General features: G+C 42.7%; 16 protein-coding genes. 11 read left to right on the top strand and 5 right to left on the bottom strand.

What is annotated here, in order from left to right; translation table 11 throughout:
* The first annotated feature begins 228 nt into the window (after nt 1-228).
* The 3 genes from ACMXYP_RS10330 to ACMXYP_RS10320 all read left to right on the top strand — a co-directional run bounded on the left by ACMXYP_RS10330 (nt 229) and on the right by ACMXYP_RS10320 (nt 4,407).
* Nucleotides 229-1,905, top strand: coding sequence for a diguanylate cyclase (locus ACMXYP_RS10330; protein ID WP_415881560.1), 1,677 nt, complete (start codon nt 229-231; stop codon nt 1,903-1,905).
* A gap of 9 nt (nt 1,906-1,914) precedes the next feature.
* The gene (locus ACMXYP_RS10325; RefSeq protein ID WP_415881559.1) at nt 1,915-2,607 is read left to right on the top strand and encodes an aspartate/glutamate racemase family protein; all 693 of its coding nucleotides are present in this window, start codon (nt 1,915-1,917) and stop codon (nt 2,605-2,607) included.
* Nucleotides 2,608-2,769: 162 nt separating this feature from the next.
* A complete protein-coding gene (locus ACMXYP_RS10320) occupies nt 2,770-4,407 on the top strand; it encodes a hypothetical protein (RefSeq protein ID WP_415881558.1) in 1,638 nt (545 codons plus the stop codon).
* 3 nt (nt 4,408-4,410) lie between these two features.
* On the opposite strand, the gene ACMXYP_RS10315 is transcribed toward ACMXYP_RS10320, so the two are convergent.
* Both ACMXYP_RS10315 and ACMXYP_RS10310 read right to left on the bottom strand, forming a co-directional pair.
* The gene (locus ACMXYP_RS10315; protein ID WP_415881557.1) at nt 4,411-5,028 is read right to left on the bottom strand and encodes a LysE family translocator; all 618 of its coding nucleotides are present in this window, start codon (nt 5,026-5,028) and stop codon (nt 4,411-4,413) included.
* A gap of 187 nt (nt 5,029-5,215) precedes the next feature.
* The gene (locus ACMXYP_RS10310; protein ID WP_415881556.1) at nt 5,216-7,096 is read right to left on the bottom strand and encodes a phosphate ABC transporter substrate-binding/OmpA family protein; all 1,881 of its coding nucleotides are present in this window, start codon (nt 7,094-7,096) and stop codon (nt 5,216-5,218) included.
* Nucleotides 7,097-7,242: 146 nt separating this feature from the next.
* Between ACMXYP_RS10310 and ACMXYP_RS10305 the strand changes: the two genes are divergently transcribed.
* Nucleotides 7,243-7,704: a hypothetical protein gene (locus tag ACMXYP_RS10305; RefSeq protein ID WP_415881555.1), complete on the top strand. Its 462-nt coding sequence runs from the start codon at nt 7,243-7,245 to the stop codon at nt 7,702-7,704.
* 64 nt (nt 7,705-7,768) lie between these two features.
* On the opposite strand, the gene ACMXYP_RS10300 is transcribed toward ACMXYP_RS10305, so the two are convergent.
* Nucleotides 7,769-8,971 (bottom strand): hypothetical protein, encoded by a 1,203-nt coding sequence (locus tag ACMXYP_RS10300; protein ID WP_415881554.1) that lies wholly within the window; start codon nt 8,969-8,971, stop codon nt 7,769-7,771.
* Nucleotides 8,972-9,351: 380 nt separating this feature from the next.
* Between ACMXYP_RS10300 and ACMXYP_RS10295 the strand changes: the two genes are divergently transcribed.
* Nucleotides 9,352-10,284 (top strand): exopolyphosphatase, encoded by a 933-nt coding sequence (locus ACMXYP_RS10295; protein ID WP_415881553.1) that lies wholly within the window; start codon nt 9,352-9,354, stop codon nt 10,282-10,284.
* A gap of 327 nt (nt 10,285-10,611) precedes the next feature.
* Nucleotides 10,612-12,336 carry a flavin monoamine oxidase family protein gene (locus ACMXYP_RS10290; protein WP_415881552.1) on the top strand — a complete coding sequence of 575 codons (1,725 nt, stop codon included), beginning with the start codon at nt 10,612-10,614 and terminating at the stop codon, nt 12,334-12,336.
* Nucleotides 12,337-12,365: 29 nt separating this feature from the next.
* On the opposite strand, the gene ACMXYP_RS10285 is transcribed toward ACMXYP_RS10290, so the two are convergent.
* Nucleotides 12,366-13,052 (bottom strand): helix-turn-helix transcriptional regulator, encoded by a 687-nt coding sequence (locus tag ACMXYP_RS10285; protein ID WP_415881551.1) that lies wholly within the window; start codon nt 13,050-13,052, stop codon nt 12,366-12,368.
* 473 nt (nt 13,053-13,525) lie between these two features.
* Here ACMXYP_RS10285 and ACMXYP_RS10280 point away from each other — a divergent pair, with 473 nt between their 5' ends.
* On the top strand, nt 13,526-14,704 hold the full coding sequence (locus ACMXYP_RS10280; RefSeq protein WP_415881550.1) for a hypothetical protein: 1,179 nt from the start codon (nt 13,526-13,528) through the stop codon (nt 14,702-14,704).
* Between the two features lie 70 nt (nt 14,705-14,774).
* Here the strand turns inward: ACMXYP_RS10280 and ACMXYP_RS10275 are convergent, their stop codons facing one another.
* Nucleotides 14,775-15,275: a lactoylglutathione lyase family protein gene (locus ACMXYP_RS10275; protein WP_415881549.1), complete on the bottom strand. Its 501-nt coding sequence runs from the start codon at nt 15,273-15,275 to the stop codon at nt 14,775-14,777.
* Between the two features lie 94 nt (nt 15,276-15,369).
* Between ACMXYP_RS10275 and ACMXYP_RS10270 the strand changes: the two genes are divergently transcribed.
* The 4 genes from ACMXYP_RS10270 (at nt 15,370) to ACMXYP_RS10255 (ending at nt 18,316) form a co-directional block, all read left to right on the top strand.
* Entirely contained in the window at nt 15,370-16,248 is an 879-nt protein-coding gene (locus tag ACMXYP_RS10270; protein WP_415881548.1) for a LysR family transcriptional regulator, read from the top strand.
* A 120-nt stretch (nt 16,249-16,368) separates the two neighbouring features.
* Nucleotides 16,369-17,649, top strand: coding sequence for an SDR family oxidoreductase (locus ACMXYP_RS10265; protein ID WP_415881547.1), 1,281 nt, complete (start codon nt 16,369-16,371; stop codon nt 17,647-17,649).
* Nucleotides 17,649-18,101, top strand: a complete 453-nt coding sequence (locus ACMXYP_RS10260) for a DUF2269 family protein (protein ID WP_415881546.1) — start codon at nt 17,649-17,651, stop codon at nt 18,099-18,101. Before ACMXYP_RS10265 ends, ACMXYP_RS10260 begins: the two co-directional genes overlap by 1 nt.
* A complete protein-coding gene (locus ACMXYP_RS10255; RefSeq protein ID WP_415881545.1) occupies nt 18,101-18,316 on the top strand; it encodes a DUF6500 family protein in 216 nt (71 codons plus the stop codon). Before ACMXYP_RS10260 ends, ACMXYP_RS10255 begins: the two co-directional genes overlap by 1 nt.
* Nucleotides 18,317-18,388: the final 72 nt, after the last annotated feature.

Genomic DNA, 18,388 nt, shown 5'->3' with positions numbered 1-18,388 from the left:
AATCTAGTGAGTAAAAAACGTGAACTATTGGACTATAAAAAAGTATTTTTTGTGTAGAGCTACTAAGCTAGTATCGGTAGGGTAAGTACCCATCGTTTAGAGGTGGGTATTTGAGTTAAGGGTTTACCGTCTGAGGAAAGGATATAGGTGCCTAGGTTTTATCAGGACATATCTGATTTATTATCCGCCAGCGGGAGGGTCTTCGCTTTCCTCCTGTGTACTCTTCTTTTGATTTTTTCATTTCCCATCTATGCCGGTCAGAGTAGTGAAAAATCCTTTGCCGTAGAGTCATTTAATACTCGGTACCTTCAAGAAGTTGATGGTATTAACCTTCACCCAAATCAAGCGTTAAAAGATGTTCGCTCTAAGGGAACGCGCTCGGAGTCCGATATCCTTAATTTCGGTCTGGGTGCACCTCCGGTTTGGGTTCATTTTGAAGTAAGTAACTTCAGTGAAAGCGAACAGCTTCGTTATATTCAGATCGAAAACTCTTGGCTAGATCATATACACCTCTACGTTTTTAAGGAGGGTAAGTTACTTCAAAGCGATAAAGCTGGTGATGCTATACCCTATGAAGAGAATCGTACGAGTCGATTCTTTTCATTTCCTCACAATTTCCAGCCAGGCGAAACCTCAGTATTAATTAGAGTCGAAACGCCAGAACCGCAACTGTTGCCGTTATTTGTTTTAACAGAAAACGACATGTTGGAGCGGAAGATTAATACAGGTTATGAATATGGGATAATCTACGGTTTTCTGACCGCGTTGCTGATCTACAATGTATTGCTGTACTTCAGTTTGCGCAGTAGTCGATATCTATTTTATTCGCTCTACTTGGCAACCTTTATCATCTTAAATCTGGCATATACCGGCCATGCATTCAAATGGATCTGGCCGAACTGGCCCGAATTCCAGAACCAGATGATCCCACCCATGATGATGCTGTTTGCCTATCTAGGGAACCTATTTTGTCGAGCCTTTCTGGCCTTGCCAACGAAATTTCCTAGGATAAATACCAGTTTCAATCTGCTAAACACATTTATGCTCTGTTCGGTGATCTGGTATGCCCTGTCAGGCAATTACCTGACTATGTTGGTAACTGCTTTTATCTGTGTAATCCCATTTGCTCTCTTAATGATTACTGCCGGTGTAGTAGCCTGTCATGCAGGTGTTAAAGAAGCTAAATACTTTTTGGGCGCCGCGATTTTTGCCATGATCAGCGCAATTGTTACGGCTTTCACCGTGTCTGGTGTTGTTGAGTACCACCCATTTGGCTTCCACGCGGTAGAGTACGGTATTTTGATTGAGGCGGTGCTCTTTGCTTTAGCGCTCGCTTACCAATTCCGTATTAGCCAAACTGAAAAAATTGAAGCTCAACGTTTAGCCGATCGAGATCAGTTAACTGGTTTATATAATCGCCGCGGTTTTCAGAAGGTGATTGAGCCAATTTACAGTAATGCCACGCGCAACAACCGAAATATCTGCGTGATGTTGATGGATATTGATCGTTTTAAAGAGATCAATGACACTCATGGTCATAGCTTTGGCGATCTGGTGTTACTTGATCTATCTGGGCTGTTGATGCGAGAACTTCGAGCCGGAGATATCGTAGCGCGCTGGGGTGGAGAGGAATTTATTTTGGTCCTCCCAGAAACGCAGCATGATGAAGCGATAACTTTGGCAGAGCGATTGATTGGAGTTATCTCTAATCAGGTGGTTCAACAGCAACAACTTGATGTGCAATATACAGTGAGTATAGGTATCGCTGAGATGAGTGATCCGATGGATAGTATGTCTAATCTTATCGATAAAGCTGATCATTACTTGTATAAAGCAAAAGCGTCGGGTCGAAATCGGGTCGCCTATAAGGTTGAACCCACTCGAGAATTAGTCAGTGAAATTTAAAGGATTAACATGAAGACGATCGGCTTACTGGGTGGAATGAGCTGGGAGAGCACGCAGGGATATTATCGCTCGATAAACGAGGGTGTTAAGTCGCGCTTAGGTGGTTTACATTCTGCGCAGATAGCGATGTATAGCGTAGATTTCGATCCCATTGAAAAACTACAGCATCAAGGTGATTGGGCAGGAACTGCTGCTATTTTGTCGCAAGCAGCTAAAAATATTCAGGCGGCAGGTGCTGACTTTCTCCTTATCTGTACCAACACTATGCATAAAGTGGCGCCTCAGATTGAAGCGGCGATCGATATCCCACTGATTCATATTGCTGATGCCACAGCTGAAGAATTGATTAAACAAAATGTAAAAACTGTGGGCTTATTAGGCACTGCGTTCACTATGGAGCAGGGTTTTTATAAAGACCGATTAGCAGATAAGTTTGGCCTGTCTGTTGTTGTCCCGAATGAACCTGATCGAGCGGTTGTTCACGAGGTTATCTATAAAGAACTGTGCTTAGGTAATATCAATCCCAACTCTAAATCAGAGTATTTAAGGATTATCAAAGCTCTAGCAGAACAGGGTGCGGAAGCGGTGATCTTAGGCTGTACCGAAATTGGTATGCTGGTGAAACAGAGTGATACGGACATCCGTCTTATTGATACCACAGCAATCCATGCGCAAGCGGCAGTGGAATTGGCGCTTGCATAGTCCTTATAGTTCCAGTTGTCATCGTTATTTAGAGCAGAGGGGGCGGCTCGTTTAACTGTACCCTCTGTACCTATCTCTTTTCTTCTCATTATCCTCCTATTTAGGCCGATAGGGTTTCTTACACTATCTTTTTAGCTCCGGGTGCCGCGGCAGGGAGGCCTTATGAAAATCTCCAGTTCGATGGTTGGTTTTAATAGCCAGCACGAAAAACAGATTACCGATTCCGCTCAACAACATAGCGCTGCGGTCAGTCAGCAAGTGACGCTGTCACCAGAAGCGGCTTCTAACTGGCGAGCGGGGACGAGCGTTGATCTTTCCTACGACGCGCGTATGCGTTCCGATAAAGCTGCCAGTGTTAATAGCGTCAGTAGTGTGCAATCGGCGCAAGGTACCAAGCAAACCCAGCAAACACACAATGTAATCTCTCTCGTTGAAACCGTGTTGCATGAAGGGATGCAGCTTGAACGTTTGGCGATGAACCCGCCAATCCCAGTACAGAATATTCAGCTTGCATCGTTAGAGGCGTTTCAGGCGATAGAAGCCTTTAGCGAGCAAGAGATACAAGCCCTTAGCGCTCAAAATATACAAGCCCCTAGTGCCGAAGAGTTACAAGCACAAGTGAGCTTGGAACAGCTCGATATCAATATATTTGATATCACCTTGAATGTAGGTAGACAGGTCGCTGATGAGGTCCGAGTCCAGATAGCGAATCAACGCGTATATACCGAAGAGGAAAAACTCTCGGTAGGCACGCAAGGTGTCATTACCACCGAGGATGGTCGAGAGATCAACTTCCTGTTAGAGCTAGAAATGGAGCGTAGCTTTGTTTTGGAAGAACGCTTTAGTGAAGAGCGAGTCGATAGGAGCCTAATCGATCCGTTGGTGATCAATCTCCATGGTGGTGCCGCCGGTTTAACCAATAGCAGTTTCAGCTTTGACCTCAATGCTGATGGCACTGAAGAAGAGATCTCTTTTGTTGCTCAGGGTAGTGGGTTCTTGGCTTTAGACATCAACAATGACGGCCAAATTAATGATGGCTCTGAGCTATTTGGTACGCAGGGGCAAGATGGTTTCTCTGATCTAGCTAAATATGATTCGGACAATAATCATTGGATTGATGAAAACGATGAGATCTTTAACAAGTTGAAAGTTTGGACCCGTGATGAAGAGGGTAATGATCAGCTAACCAGTCTGAAAGATGCTGGTGTTGGTGCGATCTATCTGGGCTCAACCTCATCTTCGTTTGATCTGACTGATGATCAGAACAACCTGTTAGGCCAAGTAAAACGCAGCGGTGTGTTCCTATTTGAAGATGGTACCGTCTCCAGCATTCAAGAATTGGATATAGCGGTACATGAGGAAAATACACCTGAGGCTGGTGGTTTAGCCGAGCAGTATCAAGATGCTATTGATCGTTTTGGACAAGAGCAGCGTTTTGACAACGATCAGCAAGTGTTTGAAGAACGTCCTACATTCTTAGATCTGCTGTTAGCTCAAGACCAAGCTGCAGACGAATTAGCTGAACGAAGAGGTGAAAGTGAGACACGGCAGAGTGTTCGTGCTGAAAGTACAATAGAGCAGCGCGAAACGAGCCAGAGCCGAGAAGTAACACAAACCGACGGTGAGATAGAGCAAGAGGAAGCTAGAGTGTATGTAGAGCATGAGCGGCTTTCTGTCTTGCAAGATCTAAGAGAGAGAACCAAGATTCAAATCGCGGATGAGCAGGATAAGTACGATTACCTTAAGTCTATTATAGAAACGTTAAAACAAGTGCATGCGAAACAAGCTAACGAAGTTTAATGCTTAGTGGCGGGAGGCTAAATAGGCACCCGCTGCAACCATAATGGATCCAGCGCTTCGGTTAAGCCTTTTAACACCTTTCTCTGACTGGAAAAAACGCCGTGATTTTGCCGCAAATATGGCGATCATCATCAAACCGATCATTAAGGCAATCAGCGTTAATACAGATGCTAAGATAATGTCGCCTCCGTTTAACGCCTCTAAATCCATAAATGTTGGAAGAAAGGCGATGTAAAAGAGGATGACTTTGGGGTTTGAAGCGGATATCAAAAAGCCTTGTACAAATCCCGAAATCGCACCGGATCGAGAATTCTTTTCAGGCTCTGAATTCAGATTTAAGGGCGCATTCCACATCTTCCATCCGAGATAGACAAGATAGACCGCCCCGACAATGCGGATTACCGTAAACAGTTCACCCCATTGGTTAGCGATAACGGCAAGGCCAAAACAAGCTGCGATTAAGTAGAGAATATCGCTGATGGTCATACCTAAAGCTAGAGATATGCATGAGCGGGCATTAGAGGTCAGAGCTCTTGCTAATATGGCGAACACACCAGGCCCAGGAGTAACTCCAAAGACTAAAACGGCCAAAAAGAAAGAGATAGCGCTCTCTAAAGACATAATAAAACTCTGAGATCGTGTAGCGTTTAAGATAGTAAATATTAGCCAGTCACTATGTTATTTGAGCCTATAAAAGGCAAGGGATTTATCTTCATATAGCAGTAAAGAGTTTCAGGGATGTGTGAAAATTGTGCCAAAGAAAAAGGCGATCAAAGTGATCGCCTTTTGGGGACAGGAGAGAGCAATATTAGCGAGTCGCTGTGTTGTAACTCTGAGCGTTGTTGCTATCGATCCAAATCTCTACGCGGCGATTCTTCTCGCGGCCAAGCTTAGTTAAGTTAGAGGCGATCGGGGCCATCTCACCTAAACCTATTGAGCGTTGAATATTAATTCCGCGAGCAAGTAGCGCTTGTTCAACGGCTCTTGCGCGTTGCAAAGACAAGCTTTTATTTATTACAGGGTCGCCAATACTGTCGGAAAAACCGATCAACGTAGCTTGCTGACCCGGGTTGGATTCAAAGAATTGAATTACACGCTCCAAGTCGCGTACCGCTTTGTTATCTAAAACTACAGTGCCACTTTTAAAACGGAAGTTCAGGGATAAACGCTGAGCATTCTTAACGGATTGAATATATTCCTGCGGATAGGTATCCGTTAATGCAGGCGTGGTCGGGTAGATATTCTGCGAAATAAAACCAGCTTTCTTAACAACATCTTGCCCCTCTTTAGATAGAACAAAACTGATAAAGCGATGAGCTTCTGACTGCGTGCTAATGGTGCTCGGCTCGTATATATAAAGACGACGAACCAACGGATAGTCTTCTGTAGAGATCGTGAAAGAGGTTGGGTAGATCGGTAAACCTTTTTCACCATCAGAGATCGCTAGGGCTTTAGAACGTAAAACATAAGGAAGGCCGATAAAGCCAATGGCTCCTGGGGTTTTACTTACGTTATCTGATAGTTCAACGCTGGATTCTAATCGCTCCGCAGCTTGAGAAAGTTTCACCCCGTGCTTTTTTAGCACCATGGATTTAAATGAGTCCCAAGTGCCCGAGTTGCTATCGCGGGCATAGATCTTAACCGCTAGATCAGGGCCGCCTAGCTCGCTCCAGTTAGTAATATTACCGGCAAACAGCTTAGCCAGGTCTTCTGTGCTGAGGTGAGCGATAGGGTTATCTGGGTTAACAATGACTGCCAAACCATCCATACCAATGATGTGTTCAGTACTTTTAGATTTTAGATTGCCGTAACGACTTTCTAACTGCTCAACTTCTTTGTCTTTGATTCGACGTGAAGCCATCGCAAGGTCAGTTTTATTCTCGTTTAAGGCTTTAAAACCCGTGCTAGAACCGTGCGCATGAATTGGGATAACCGAGATCTCTTTTTTACCCGGGTAAGTAATCTCAATGTTGTTTTCGACTTCAATATCACTCGCAACCAAAGTGGATTGCTGGGCTCCTTCGTTTGCGTAAAACGCTTTTAGCAGCTCCGGTGCAAGCACTTCACCGATCGTGTTTGAACCTTGGATGCGGAAAGGTGTTGTTTTAACAACCTCTTCAACTTCGACAACGGCTGCAGCTACAACCGGTTCTGGTTGTATTGCTGGTGGAGTAGTTTCAACTTTCTTAACTTCAGTTCTGACTACTTCAACGGCTTTAGCTGGTTGAGCTGTCGGTTTCGGCTGCTCAGTCACCTTTGCAGCTGTGCTTGTAGGTTTAGGTGCACTAATCGCTGCGATTGGTGCTTTAGCCTCTTGTGTTGTGCTAGAAAATTGGAATACAGCGAAGCCAAATACCAGTAAAACGACTGCGGCGATTCCATAGAAAATAGGCTTATCGTTTGGCTCTTTATCCGATCTCTTCTTCTCTTGAGCTGGAATAGGCGCAGGCTTTGGCTCAGGTGGCAGCTCGACCTCTTTAGCCAACTCTAGCTCGTCTGCTTCTAGCAGATCTTTATAGATCTTCTGTAGAGAGTGACTTAGCGGTAGCTCACTAATATCTACATTGAGTAAGATCGCTTTACGATAGTCTCTTTCGTGGGTAAAGCGGTGTAGATCTATTTTTTCATGGCCCTGTTTTTCCAGCGCGTTCTTAAACTTCCAGATAAGGTCAAAAACAGTAGTCTTCACAGCAATACTCTCATCTATTTGTGTGGTGATCTGTCACGGAGGCGGCTATTGTAGGAGGCAAAGGTTTCTGCAATATGACAATGCAGACATATAACTTAAGATCTGTATTAATTAGCTAAAGTGATCAGTTAGTAGAGTAATAGGGCATGTTACACACACATAAGATAGAGCCTGTGGTGCAAGAGGAAGTGACAGGCTGTGGAATCGCCTCTGTGGCCAATATCGTGGGTAAAACATATGCCGAGATGAAACAGATCGCCAATGCAATGGGGATCTTTGCAGACGACAAATCGCTCTGGTCTCAAACCGATTACGTTCGTCAACTTTTGAAGAGCCAGAATGCTTCAGTTTCAAATATAGAAACGCCGTTTAACACTTGGGAAGAGTTGCCCGATTTAGCGCTTTTATCGATTAAGCACTATCAAGAAGAGGGCAAAGATTTTTGGCATTGGGTTGTGTTTCAAAGGCTAGACGGGAAGCCATTTGTGCTGGATTCAGCAAGCTATCTGGACAGCAAGATCAGAACCGATTTTGATCAAATGCAGCCGAAGTGGTTTATCGAGGTTGGGTTACATATGAATAATTCGGAATTTAGGGAAGGCGAGTAAACACTTTACTTATTTATTCGCCTTATCCACTTCTAACGTATTTGGCTTTTATCTGTGACGCTTTTCAGCTTAGTTTCATGTTTAAAAAGCGGTCCAAATTATCCATGAAATATTGATTAATTTTGGACTTGTTTTGGCTTTGATAAGCACCAAAATTATCCGGCTGGTCATTGAGCTTTTGTTGTTTGGCACTGTATTGCTCTAATGCTAATTCATTCTCTTTCCAGAATTCTTGAATTGCTAGCTCTTGAGGATGTATCGAACCATCTTCGAGTTGTGCTAACGGTTTGTTCTCAAGGTGGTTATCGATCATATCTTGTAAGCTGTAAGGACTATTCCCGCTGCTTTTACCAAACAGGTCAGAAAACTCAGAATACAGATCTTTACTTAAGATTTGCATTTCAGCATAAGTCTGTCGGAGATCATGTTGTAAAAACTCTTTGCCTGCGTATTCGAGCAAATTATCTTTAAAGCCAAAAGATGTGTAATCAATCTGTGCATTTTTAAGAGCTACTTGTTCAAGGCTTTGCAGCAATGAAGAGCCTTTATCCGATTCAGAAATAGCTACTGTGTTCGGTGTTGAGGCACCTTCTTCTATTTGAAGGTCAAAGCTTCGCGCTTGGTAGTCTTTTTCTGGACCTGTAGATTCTATATTCACCCAGCTATTTTTCAGCTGATCTACAATTTGAAAGACTTCATCGCTGATAGGCTCGTCTTGATGCTGAAGCCAATTATCAAGATCTTTTGGAAAGCTTTGTAAACGAGTCAGGCTATTATCAAGTCGATTTAAATTAGCCGTTTGGTCCTGCCAAAACTGCTCAATTTTTTTAACGTCAGACTCGCTCAAATGATCCAGGCCGTGAGTCAAAGAATTTCCAGCCTGCGCGTTATCTAACACCTGATGAAAACTAATCTTATCCATGCTGAGATCATTGAACTCTGTAGCTAAGGATGTAACTTGGCTGAGGTATTGGTTGGCGATATCTTGTCGCTCAGCAATCATCTGTTTGTGATACTCAGCAGCTTGTAGAGCAGCATCACTGCCTTCTTGGTTATAGGCTTTCCATTGAGCATGACTTTGATTGCTCCAGTAACTGATGGAACCGGACTGAGCACCAAAACCAATTAAACTGTCTTCACCAATAAGGCCTTCTTTTACCAAATCGTTAGCTTCTGCTGCGAAATCTGTAGCAGCCGTTTTTATTTGATTATTGGTGTTTAATAAAGATGATCCGTAGACAGCGGAGTATGAATTAATGCTAGACATCTAAGGTTCCTTGAATATTAGCTAAATGTATCTTTTGTACATTTTTAAGCATAAATCATTCCAGAACTAGATAGGCCGTAATTATAGGGATTAAGCAGGTTTCTTTGCTCTGAGGGGAAAGGCTCTTCCGCACGAGTGCGGAAGTTTTTTACCGCCATGTTACCGAAGGGAAGTCTGTAAAGTTGTCGAAGCTAGGTTGTAGGTGAATCTATTTTACGTATGAAGGTGGAGTCTTCTTTAGAATAGTTGACGACGATCACTAGCTAGATTTTGCTTCTTCCTCAATCATTCTTGTCTATACTGCTCTAGCAGCTTGGAAAAAGCTTATAGATTTCAGTGCATAACACTCTCCGGCAACAACAAGAATAAGGAAGCGAAGTATGTCACGAGATAAATTTCGGTTGGTAACCCGTAGTGACTTTGATGGTTTAGTTTGTGCAGTTTTGCTTAAACATCTGGATCTGATTGATGATATTAAATTTGTTCATCCTAAGGATATGCAGGATGGGACAGTCGATATAACCTCCAACGACATCACCACAAACCTGCCGTATGTCGAAGCTGCTCATCTTGTATTTGATCACCATCTATCTGAAACCATTCGAAATAAAGGCGAAAGAGAAAATCACATCATCGATCCCGAAGCCCCATCAGCTGCAAGAGTGGTGTGGTTACATTATGGCGGCATCGATGGTTTCCCCGATGAATGGACCGACATGATGGAAGCGGTCGATAAAGGTGATTCTGCGCAATATAACCAAGAGGAAGTGCTGAATCCTAAGGGGTGGGAACTGCTTAATTTTTTGATGGATGCCCGTACCGGTCTTGGTCGATTCAGAGAGTTTAGAATCTCCAACTACAACTTGATGATGGACCTGATCGATTACTGCAAAGATCACAATATCGATGAGATCCTAGCGCTGCCGGATGTAAAAGAAAGGGTTGACCTTTACTTTGAGCAAGAAGCGAAGTTTAAAGATCAGATCAAACGTTGCGCTACCGTACATGGCAATCTCGTTGTCTTAGATCTACGTAACGAAGAGACTATCTACGCCGGTAACCGTTTTGTTATCTACGCCTTATACCCTGAATGTAATATATCCATCCATGTTCTTTGGGGCCTAAAACAACAGAACACTGTATTTGCGACTGGTAAGTCGATCTTTGACCGAGGTTCTAAAACCAATGTGGGCGAGCTGATGCTGAAATATGGCGGTGGTGGTCATCATGCAGCAGGCACTTGTCAGGTAGAGAATGATGCTGCGGAAGCAACTTTAAACACGTTGATCGGTCAGATAAATCAGGATGGTTAATCAAGCGGGTCGAAATCGGCGCAAATAATACAGCTTGATTGATTTAAGGTTAAGTGAAACCGGCACAATATTGGTGTCGGTTTTTGTTTCTGATGTATTTGCATCTTTAGAGCATCTTTTACAGATGCAGATTTGGTTAATTACTAACTAGCTTCTGCTCTAATTCAGCTATCGGTTGTTTGGTACGGAAATATCCTCATTTATGAGGATAGATCACTTCTTTTTAGGTACTTAGTATTTATCTATCCCTTAATTCTAATTATTTCAAATGACATTAAGGAATGAACTTACTTCTTCGCTCTAAATCGGATTTGTCGAGGGTATACCATGAGTTTTTTTTCTAAGCCAGAAGCGCCTAATCAACTAGATAGTAAAGCCTCATCAGTGCAAGCGTCTTTTGTTGATATTTTATATGACCATGCAAAATACCTTCAGGACAACAACGGATATATAGCCCAAGCGGGTTCTGGCTTTGAAGGTAAAAAGGTAGCAATCATTGGCTCTGGCCCCTCAGGACTATTGGCTGCTTATCAGTTGCTACAAGTAGGTGTTGATGTCCGGATTTTTGAAGCGGGCGATCGTTATGGTGGGCGCGTTTATTCCCATCGTCCAATCTCGGATGACGGTGCCATTTATGAGTTAGGGGCGATGCGTGTTCCTACCTCAGCCAAAATCTTTAATCACTATGCTGACGCTTTTTCTATGAAAGGGAGTGATTTTCCTGACCCGGGAAAAGTAGCCACAAATATCCTTTTTGAAGGTAAAAAGTACGAATGGCAGCCAAATGGAAACCCGCCAGCAATCTTTGAAAAAGTTAATAAAAGTTGGTTAGCATTTGTAGACACACTCACGCCTTTAATTACGGCGTTACAGGATGGTACCGAGGAAGGGTTTGAACTTGCGTTACAGAAATGGCAGGCATTGATAAACCCCGCAGATAAAAAGAAGCCTGCATATAGCAATATCAGTTTCTATCAAGGGCTTGTTCACTTATTTGTAGATAATTACACATCTTACGATTTAGAGAGCCCGTGGGAACCTAAAGACTTTGATCTATTTGGAGCCTTAGGTGTGGGATCTGGTGGTTTTGGGCCATTATATCAGGTGAACTTTGCTGAAATTGTACGTTTGATTGTTAATGGTCTGGAGACCGATCAGCGTTTTTATGAATGCGGATTGAATCGTTTAGTTGAGGGGCTTGTAACAACAAAAACTGCTTACGGTAAGGTGGAGCAAAATATTATTTATGGATGCAAAGTTACCAAACTGCATACTGATAATCCCACAGGTACACCAAAAGTTCATTTAGAAATTAACCATGTTATGCATGAAGAAGTCTTTGATTCTGTGATTATCGCAACGACAACACGCTCGATGCAGGTAGATATGGGGTTAACGTTGACTGAGGGGCAGGGAAATATACCAAATCCGATAGTGAGTGCAGAAGGCGGTTCGGCTATAAGGCAATTGCACCTGATGAATTCTTCCAAATTATTTGTTCTAACAAAAACCAAATTTTGGAAAGATGCTCCGCAGTTACCTATGAATATCCAAACTGATGGTTTAGTCCGAGGGTTGTACTGCCTTGATTACCCTGAAACGGATTATGGTGTTGTTCTGGTTAGTTATACATGGGGCGATGATTCTACCAAATATATAGCTGTTAAAGATGCAAACAAACGGTTAGGCATATTACTTGATTCGTTAGCTCCATTGGAGCCTGCATTTACAGAGGTGTTTACTGCTAACATCATGCTTGAACATACAATGCTGATCGATTGGCAAGATCAAGAAAATTATTATGGAGCTTTTAAACTGAATTATCCGGGACAAGATAGGTTTAATCAGGCGCTTTATTACCAATTTACGGCTAGTGATAATGGTGTTTATCTCGCTGGTGACAGTATTTCATGGTCTGGTGGGTGGATAGAAGGCGCATTTCAAACTGGGATGAATGCTGCGACTGCGGTTATTAATCAAATTAATCCAGAGAGCTTGCACCCTAATAATCCGATGGCACAAAAGAAACAGGCAGAACAGTATAAGTATTAACGTGATTTGCTTGATGTTGTTACAGGCAGTTAAAGCTCTTTTAGGGCTGCCTGTAATTTATTTCGATTGTTGATACCTGTTTTTTTGAAAATATTTTTTATATGGGTGCGGACAGTCGTTAAAGCAATGTGAAGTTGACTTGCGATGTATTCATCCCGCTCCCCAATAACCAGCAATCTTGCTACTTGTAGCTCTCTTTCAGTCAGCGAGTATTGTCTTTTTAGTAAAGAGCTTATCTCGTCGACATTAAATTGATGATTACTTGAGTTAACTGTATTTACGCGGATTTGTTTGATCGCTTGGATTAAGTGAGGCTTGAGCAGATCAAGGATAGTGCAAGCAGACTTATCAAAGTCACCGCGGCCTTTTTTGCGCCAAATTCTCATATCCCCAATGTTCTCTTCGAAATTATAGAGGTGTAAATTTACACCGTGATACAAGCCATCATTGAGTAAAAAATCATTAAAGAACTGAGTTTTTTTAAGCTGCTGGTGGGGCATTATTTCACTCACCGCTGTGGCATCACGTTTGAGTGAAAGTCTATGAGTGATGGGGTCGTGAAACTGATAATAATCGTAGTACTGGGATATATTGGTATCGTCCATATTTAGGTAGACACCTTCACCATAAGATTTGTGATTTTTGTCCCAAATAAAAGAAGCGAAGTAATCTGCTTCTAACAGATCAAGCATAGGCTCTGCTATATCGGTACGCATCTCATTTTCATTGTTGTGTTCATGGATCTGTTCAATGATTTTCAGGATCTTGTTGTAGTGCCTTGCCGTGACGTTCATGTTGCTTATCATCCCTGAATTTGCGCATGTGGAACCACATATAACGGGTTGTATTGCCTAGTTCTAGTATCCAATAGTCTGATTAAGGTTAGGTGATTTTGCTCTGCTTAGGCCAGAAGGATCTGAGCGATTACAGCTTTATTTATACTAAGAGATTTATAAATTCTTACCTATATATCCTCATTTTTGAGGGTGTCCTGCGGGCTTAAGCACTTCTAATATATTGAAAGCTTTCATGTTTTGATTCGATTGGCACCGCCCATATATGAACTCAATTTTCATTATGGTTTAGGAGAGTTCAGAGTTGATAACAATGAAGGTCATAGTGAGGTTTTGTATAACTTTTTAAATTCCTAGTTAAGGGAATAAAAATAATAATATGAAGGAATACAGGTATGAATAAGCTTAGAAAGGCAAAAATAGCAATGTTATTTAGCACAATGTTTATGGCAAGTGCTGTCAATGCTAAAGATCATATGTCGAATTGTGAACACAATTGGATCAGCAAAAATGACAAAGCTTTTGCGAAAAGTTGTGCAGATATGGCGTTTGGTGATGATCTGGAAGCACGTCAAAAGGTGGCGTGGATGCTGTTTGCGCGCGTTAATCAACTTATAAAAGATAATCATGGTGTCTCTAACAGTGATCGAGTGCCCCAATGGATGGCGTGGGCGACAGATAGCGATACTTTTACGTATTTCCCTAGTTTTAAGTATTCAAAAGTGAACCGAGCAGATTTAGATTCGGTAACACCTAAAAAGCTTCTAGCGGGTAAGGTCTCGATGAGTGAACCTAACGGCGCGAATGAAGAAGTAACACGTAACAAAATCAGTTATGACTACCTAACTAAGAAAGCGAAACTGAATACTAAACTGGGTGTGCTGCAGTATATTAAAGCAGGTAATACCGTTGACATGCCTGTTGGCACCATAGAATTGAAGGCGTCTTGGTTAAAAGTTCCACCAGGAGGAGCACCGAAAGGAGCGTTAACGTTTGAGTTTGCATCAGGCACTTATTGGTGGAGAGGCATTCATATAATGGCAAAAATGAAGCCACTACCTAAAGGTGAAAACCTTTATTACACAGAAGAGCCAAGCTGGTTCTGGACTACGTTTGAGCTGACCACTAATCCGGGCGTACAACACGTAAGGGATACGTTTATTACTCAAAACAAGCCGCTGGGAGATGAGATGATAGGCTCTATTCTCAAAGAAAGCGGCTTAGCAGGTTTTGGTTTAGAAGCTTACTCGCCTAATGGTACGCAGATTCGGTATACCGAAGGGGGAGAGGGCACTACTCCAGTGATTTTGGGCCATACCGATATGGAAGATTTTGCTGGCTTCCCTAACACGGCACAACCTGCATATTGGTCTAGTTATAATTCATCTTGCCATACCTGCCATGCTACAGCAGCTATCAATCCAGAGACAGAAACTTACTTCCCGTTTACGGTACCTGTCGGAGCTTTGAATCCTCAGTATTATGGCGCAGATGCAAATGGTACCAACTTATATTTGGGTGATGGTTTTGTACCGTTGGATTTTATGTGGCCAATTTCATTCCATGCTAAATAAAGCTATCACTATTTATCCTTAAACTAGTATAAAGCCGAGCTTGTAAGAGTTCGGCTTTATATAGTAAATCCTAATAAGCGCCCGCCGCATAATGCAGTTCATAACTATGGCTGTAGATCTCGAGAATATTGCCGAACGGATCTTCCATGTAAATCATGCGATAAGGTTTTTCACCTGGGTAGTAATAGCGTGGTTTAGCCATACGCTTTTTACCGCCAGCTGAGACAATCTTTTCGGCTAGGCCTTCGACATCTGGGTCCTGAACGCAGAAGTGGAAGATGCCCGTTTTCCAGTATTCAAAATTATTTTCAGGATTCTCCTGATTTTTGAATTGGAATAGCTCAACACCAATGCGATCGCCTGTAGATAGATGTGCGATTCTAAAAGAACCCCAATTAGGGCCGAACACATCGGTACACATCTCGCCTATGGCGCTGTCATCTTCAGTTATCTCAGTTGGTTCCATAATCAGATACCAACCTAGAACCTCGGTATAGAATTTCACTGCGGCTTCAAGGTCAGGTACAGAGATACCAATATGAGAGAAAGTACGTGGGTAAGGTTGATTCATCGTTATGCTCCAACAAGATTTATTGGAAGCAGTTTATAAAGAGGTTATGCTTATTAAAAATTATCATTTGAAATCAAAATAATAATTTATTGTTATGATTAATCCGCATCATCTCCGAACTTTTATTACCCTTGTTGAAACGCAACATTTCACGAAAACGGCTGAATTATTACATATGACGCAACCGGGGGTTAGCCAGCATATTAAGAAACTAGAGACTCATCTGAATTGCCCGATTATCAGTCGCTTCGGTAAAAAGTTTGAGCTCACTGAAGCGGGTGAAGAGTTGTATGAGTTCGCGCAACAACAGTTTCAGGAAGAGTCCGCTCTTTTAGATAGGTTAACCGATGTACAAGCAGAGAAGGGTGAAATTAAACTCGCCTGTTCAGGGTCTATGGTGACAAAGCTTTACCCTGATCTACTGCAATTACAGAAGCGTTATCCAGAGCTATGCGTCAGTATGGAAGCGGCTCCCAATCATGAAATCCTTAAACAGATAAAAGACAACAGAGCCGATCTGGGTTTGGTTACCCAACTGATCAATGATGTTGAATTAGAACAGGGTCTCCTTGGGCATGATCCATTGTGCCTCGTTATACCTAAAGGATTTGACGCCGATTGGAACGGATTAATGGAGTTAGGCTTTATCAATCACCCAGACGGCCATCATTACGCTGTGCAGGTATTGGAGAATAATTTTAGTGAACATTTCAGAGGGATGGGGAAAATAAAGCAGTCGGGTTATATCAACCAGCTAAGCCAGATCTTACTGCCAGTGGCTGAAGGCTTGGGATTTACCGTATTGCCAGAATCCTCGATTGTGGGGTCTGCTTATTATGAAGCCATCGAAATTGCTGACTTAGCTGAAGTCGTGAAAGAGCCTGTTTATCGAGTGCAGAAAAAATACCGTCCACTTCCTAAACGTTATGAACTGCTTGAAGGTGTCCTTGCAAAGCATTTTGAGAACACGTAAAGAACGCATCATTTCCGTAAAGCGCCCCATCTCTAATGTCGGCCTTTCAGCTACAGAAAAGGTGCATAGGCATATTCAATCCGATATGCTCATTAACCTAATGCTATAAAAAGGATTTTTATGAAGTTTTTGGTCACTGGAGCGAATGGTTTTATTGGCAGTGCTGTTGTTGAAGCGCTGCTAGCTCATGAGCATAGAGTGGTTGCGGTTGGGCGCAGTGTTGCAGGAAAAACTAGCCGACCAAATCTTCAATGGATTAGTCAAAATCTCCAAACGACTTTAACCCCTGCTGATTGGTTGCCTCTATTGGAGGGTATAGATGGCGTTATTAATTGCGCCGGTATCTTAAGAGCCTCCTCTGCAAACGATTTCGAAACCGTTCATATCAAAGCGCCTTTTGCATTGGCTAAAGCGTGTCATGAGAAAGGGATTAAACGATATATACAGCTGTCTGCCTTAGGTGAGTCTGAGCAGGGCGAGTTCATTGCGAGTAAACATCGATTTGATCAGCAGCTATTAGGGCTTATGCCTTCTGCTGCAGTGCTACGCCCGTCGGTGGTGACCTCGTTAAGAGGCTCTTATGGCGGCTCTTCCATGCTTCGAGGTTTAGCGGCTTTCCCACAAGTAATGTTATTGCCTGGGAAAGGTGAGCAAGCGATACAACCGATTCTTTTAGAAGATCTTGCAGAGTTAATGGTTGAGGCTGCAACCACAGAGTCTATATCCGGTGTTATCGAAATTGGTGGGCCTGATACCGTCAGCATCAAAGATTACCTTACCGCTGTAAGAGGCTGGTTAGATATTCCTACCCGAGGCTCTATCAATGTTCCCATGGGGTTAATCAACCTCAGCTTTACTATTGGCGATAAGCTCAAAGCAGGGCCTTTAAACAAAACTATCTGGACGATGTTACAGCAGGGTAATGTGCTGAATGATCCAGCCGCACAGCAACAATTCAAAGCACAACCACGAAGCGTAACAACCGCTTTTAATCAGCAGGCGAGTTTTGTTCAAGATCGTTGGCATGCCAAGCTTTTCCTCATCCAGCCTCTGATCTGGTTTTTACTTACGGTGATCTGGTTTATGTCTGCAGCCGCTGGTTTTTGTGCTGAGCCAGAAGGCTTTGCACCGATCTTATCGGCTGTCGGTTTCCCGCAAGCGTGGCATTTTAGTTTAGTAATGCTTACTAGTGTTTTAGATCTGGTATTGGGCTTGATGATACTGGTTCGGTTCAGAGAGAACTTAACCCTCTGGCTGATGTTACTCAGTACTCTGGGGTATAGCAGTTTACTCGGCGTAATGGCTCCAGAGCTTTGGTTAGACCCATTAGGCGGACTCCTAAAAAACCTAGCGATAGTTCCTCTCATACTGGTTTATATGGTGATGAGGCAAGCACGCTGATGGATTACATGACGCTTAAACTGATCCATATCCTCTCATCTACAATTCTGTTTGGTACAGGGTTAGGCACTGCTTTCTATATGTGGCGAGCGCAGCTAAGTGGCGATTTATCTACATTTAGAATCGTTGCGAAAAATGTCGTTCTTGCTGATTGGATCTTCACTACTCCTGCCGTCATTATCCAGCCCTTAACGGGTATAGGTATGATGCACCTAGCCGGATTTAGCTGGCAACAACCCTGGTTATTCTGGAGTATCTGCCTATTTATCTTAGTGGGGGCGTGCTGGCTTCCAGTGGTGTTTATCCAGATCAAAGTAGCAAAACTTCTAGAATCAGATCAGCCGGATCTACAACGTATTAAGCGTTTAATGTTTTGTTGGTATAGCTTGGGCGTACCCGCATTTTTGGGTGTGATCGGAATATTTTATTTAATGGTGAGTAAAGCAGCCTAATGAGAGAAAGTTTAAAAAATAAGATCATCGAAGTCTGCGATAAGAAGATTGCGAGTAAGGGAGATAATGTAGGTATCTCGTTCTACGCATTCTTCAAAAACAAAAATGATGATCCAGAGCTATTAATGGAAGCCGCCGAGTGGTGGATCAAAACTCACCAGCTCGATCACTTTGAGAAGGCTGTGAAGATTAGGGAAATGGTCAAATCAATCTAGATTTTTATAGTATGGGACAATGGTTTTACCCATTAACGATAATAGTCAGTAAGCTGACATAACCTTTGAAAT

The organism is Neptuniibacter sp. QD34_54 (assembly GCF_047778055.1).
Lineage (GTDB): Bacteria > Pseudomonadota > Gammaproteobacteria > Pseudomonadales > Balneatricaceae > Neptuniibacter.
This window is presented reverse-complemented; position numbering and strand designations above follow the sequence as displayed.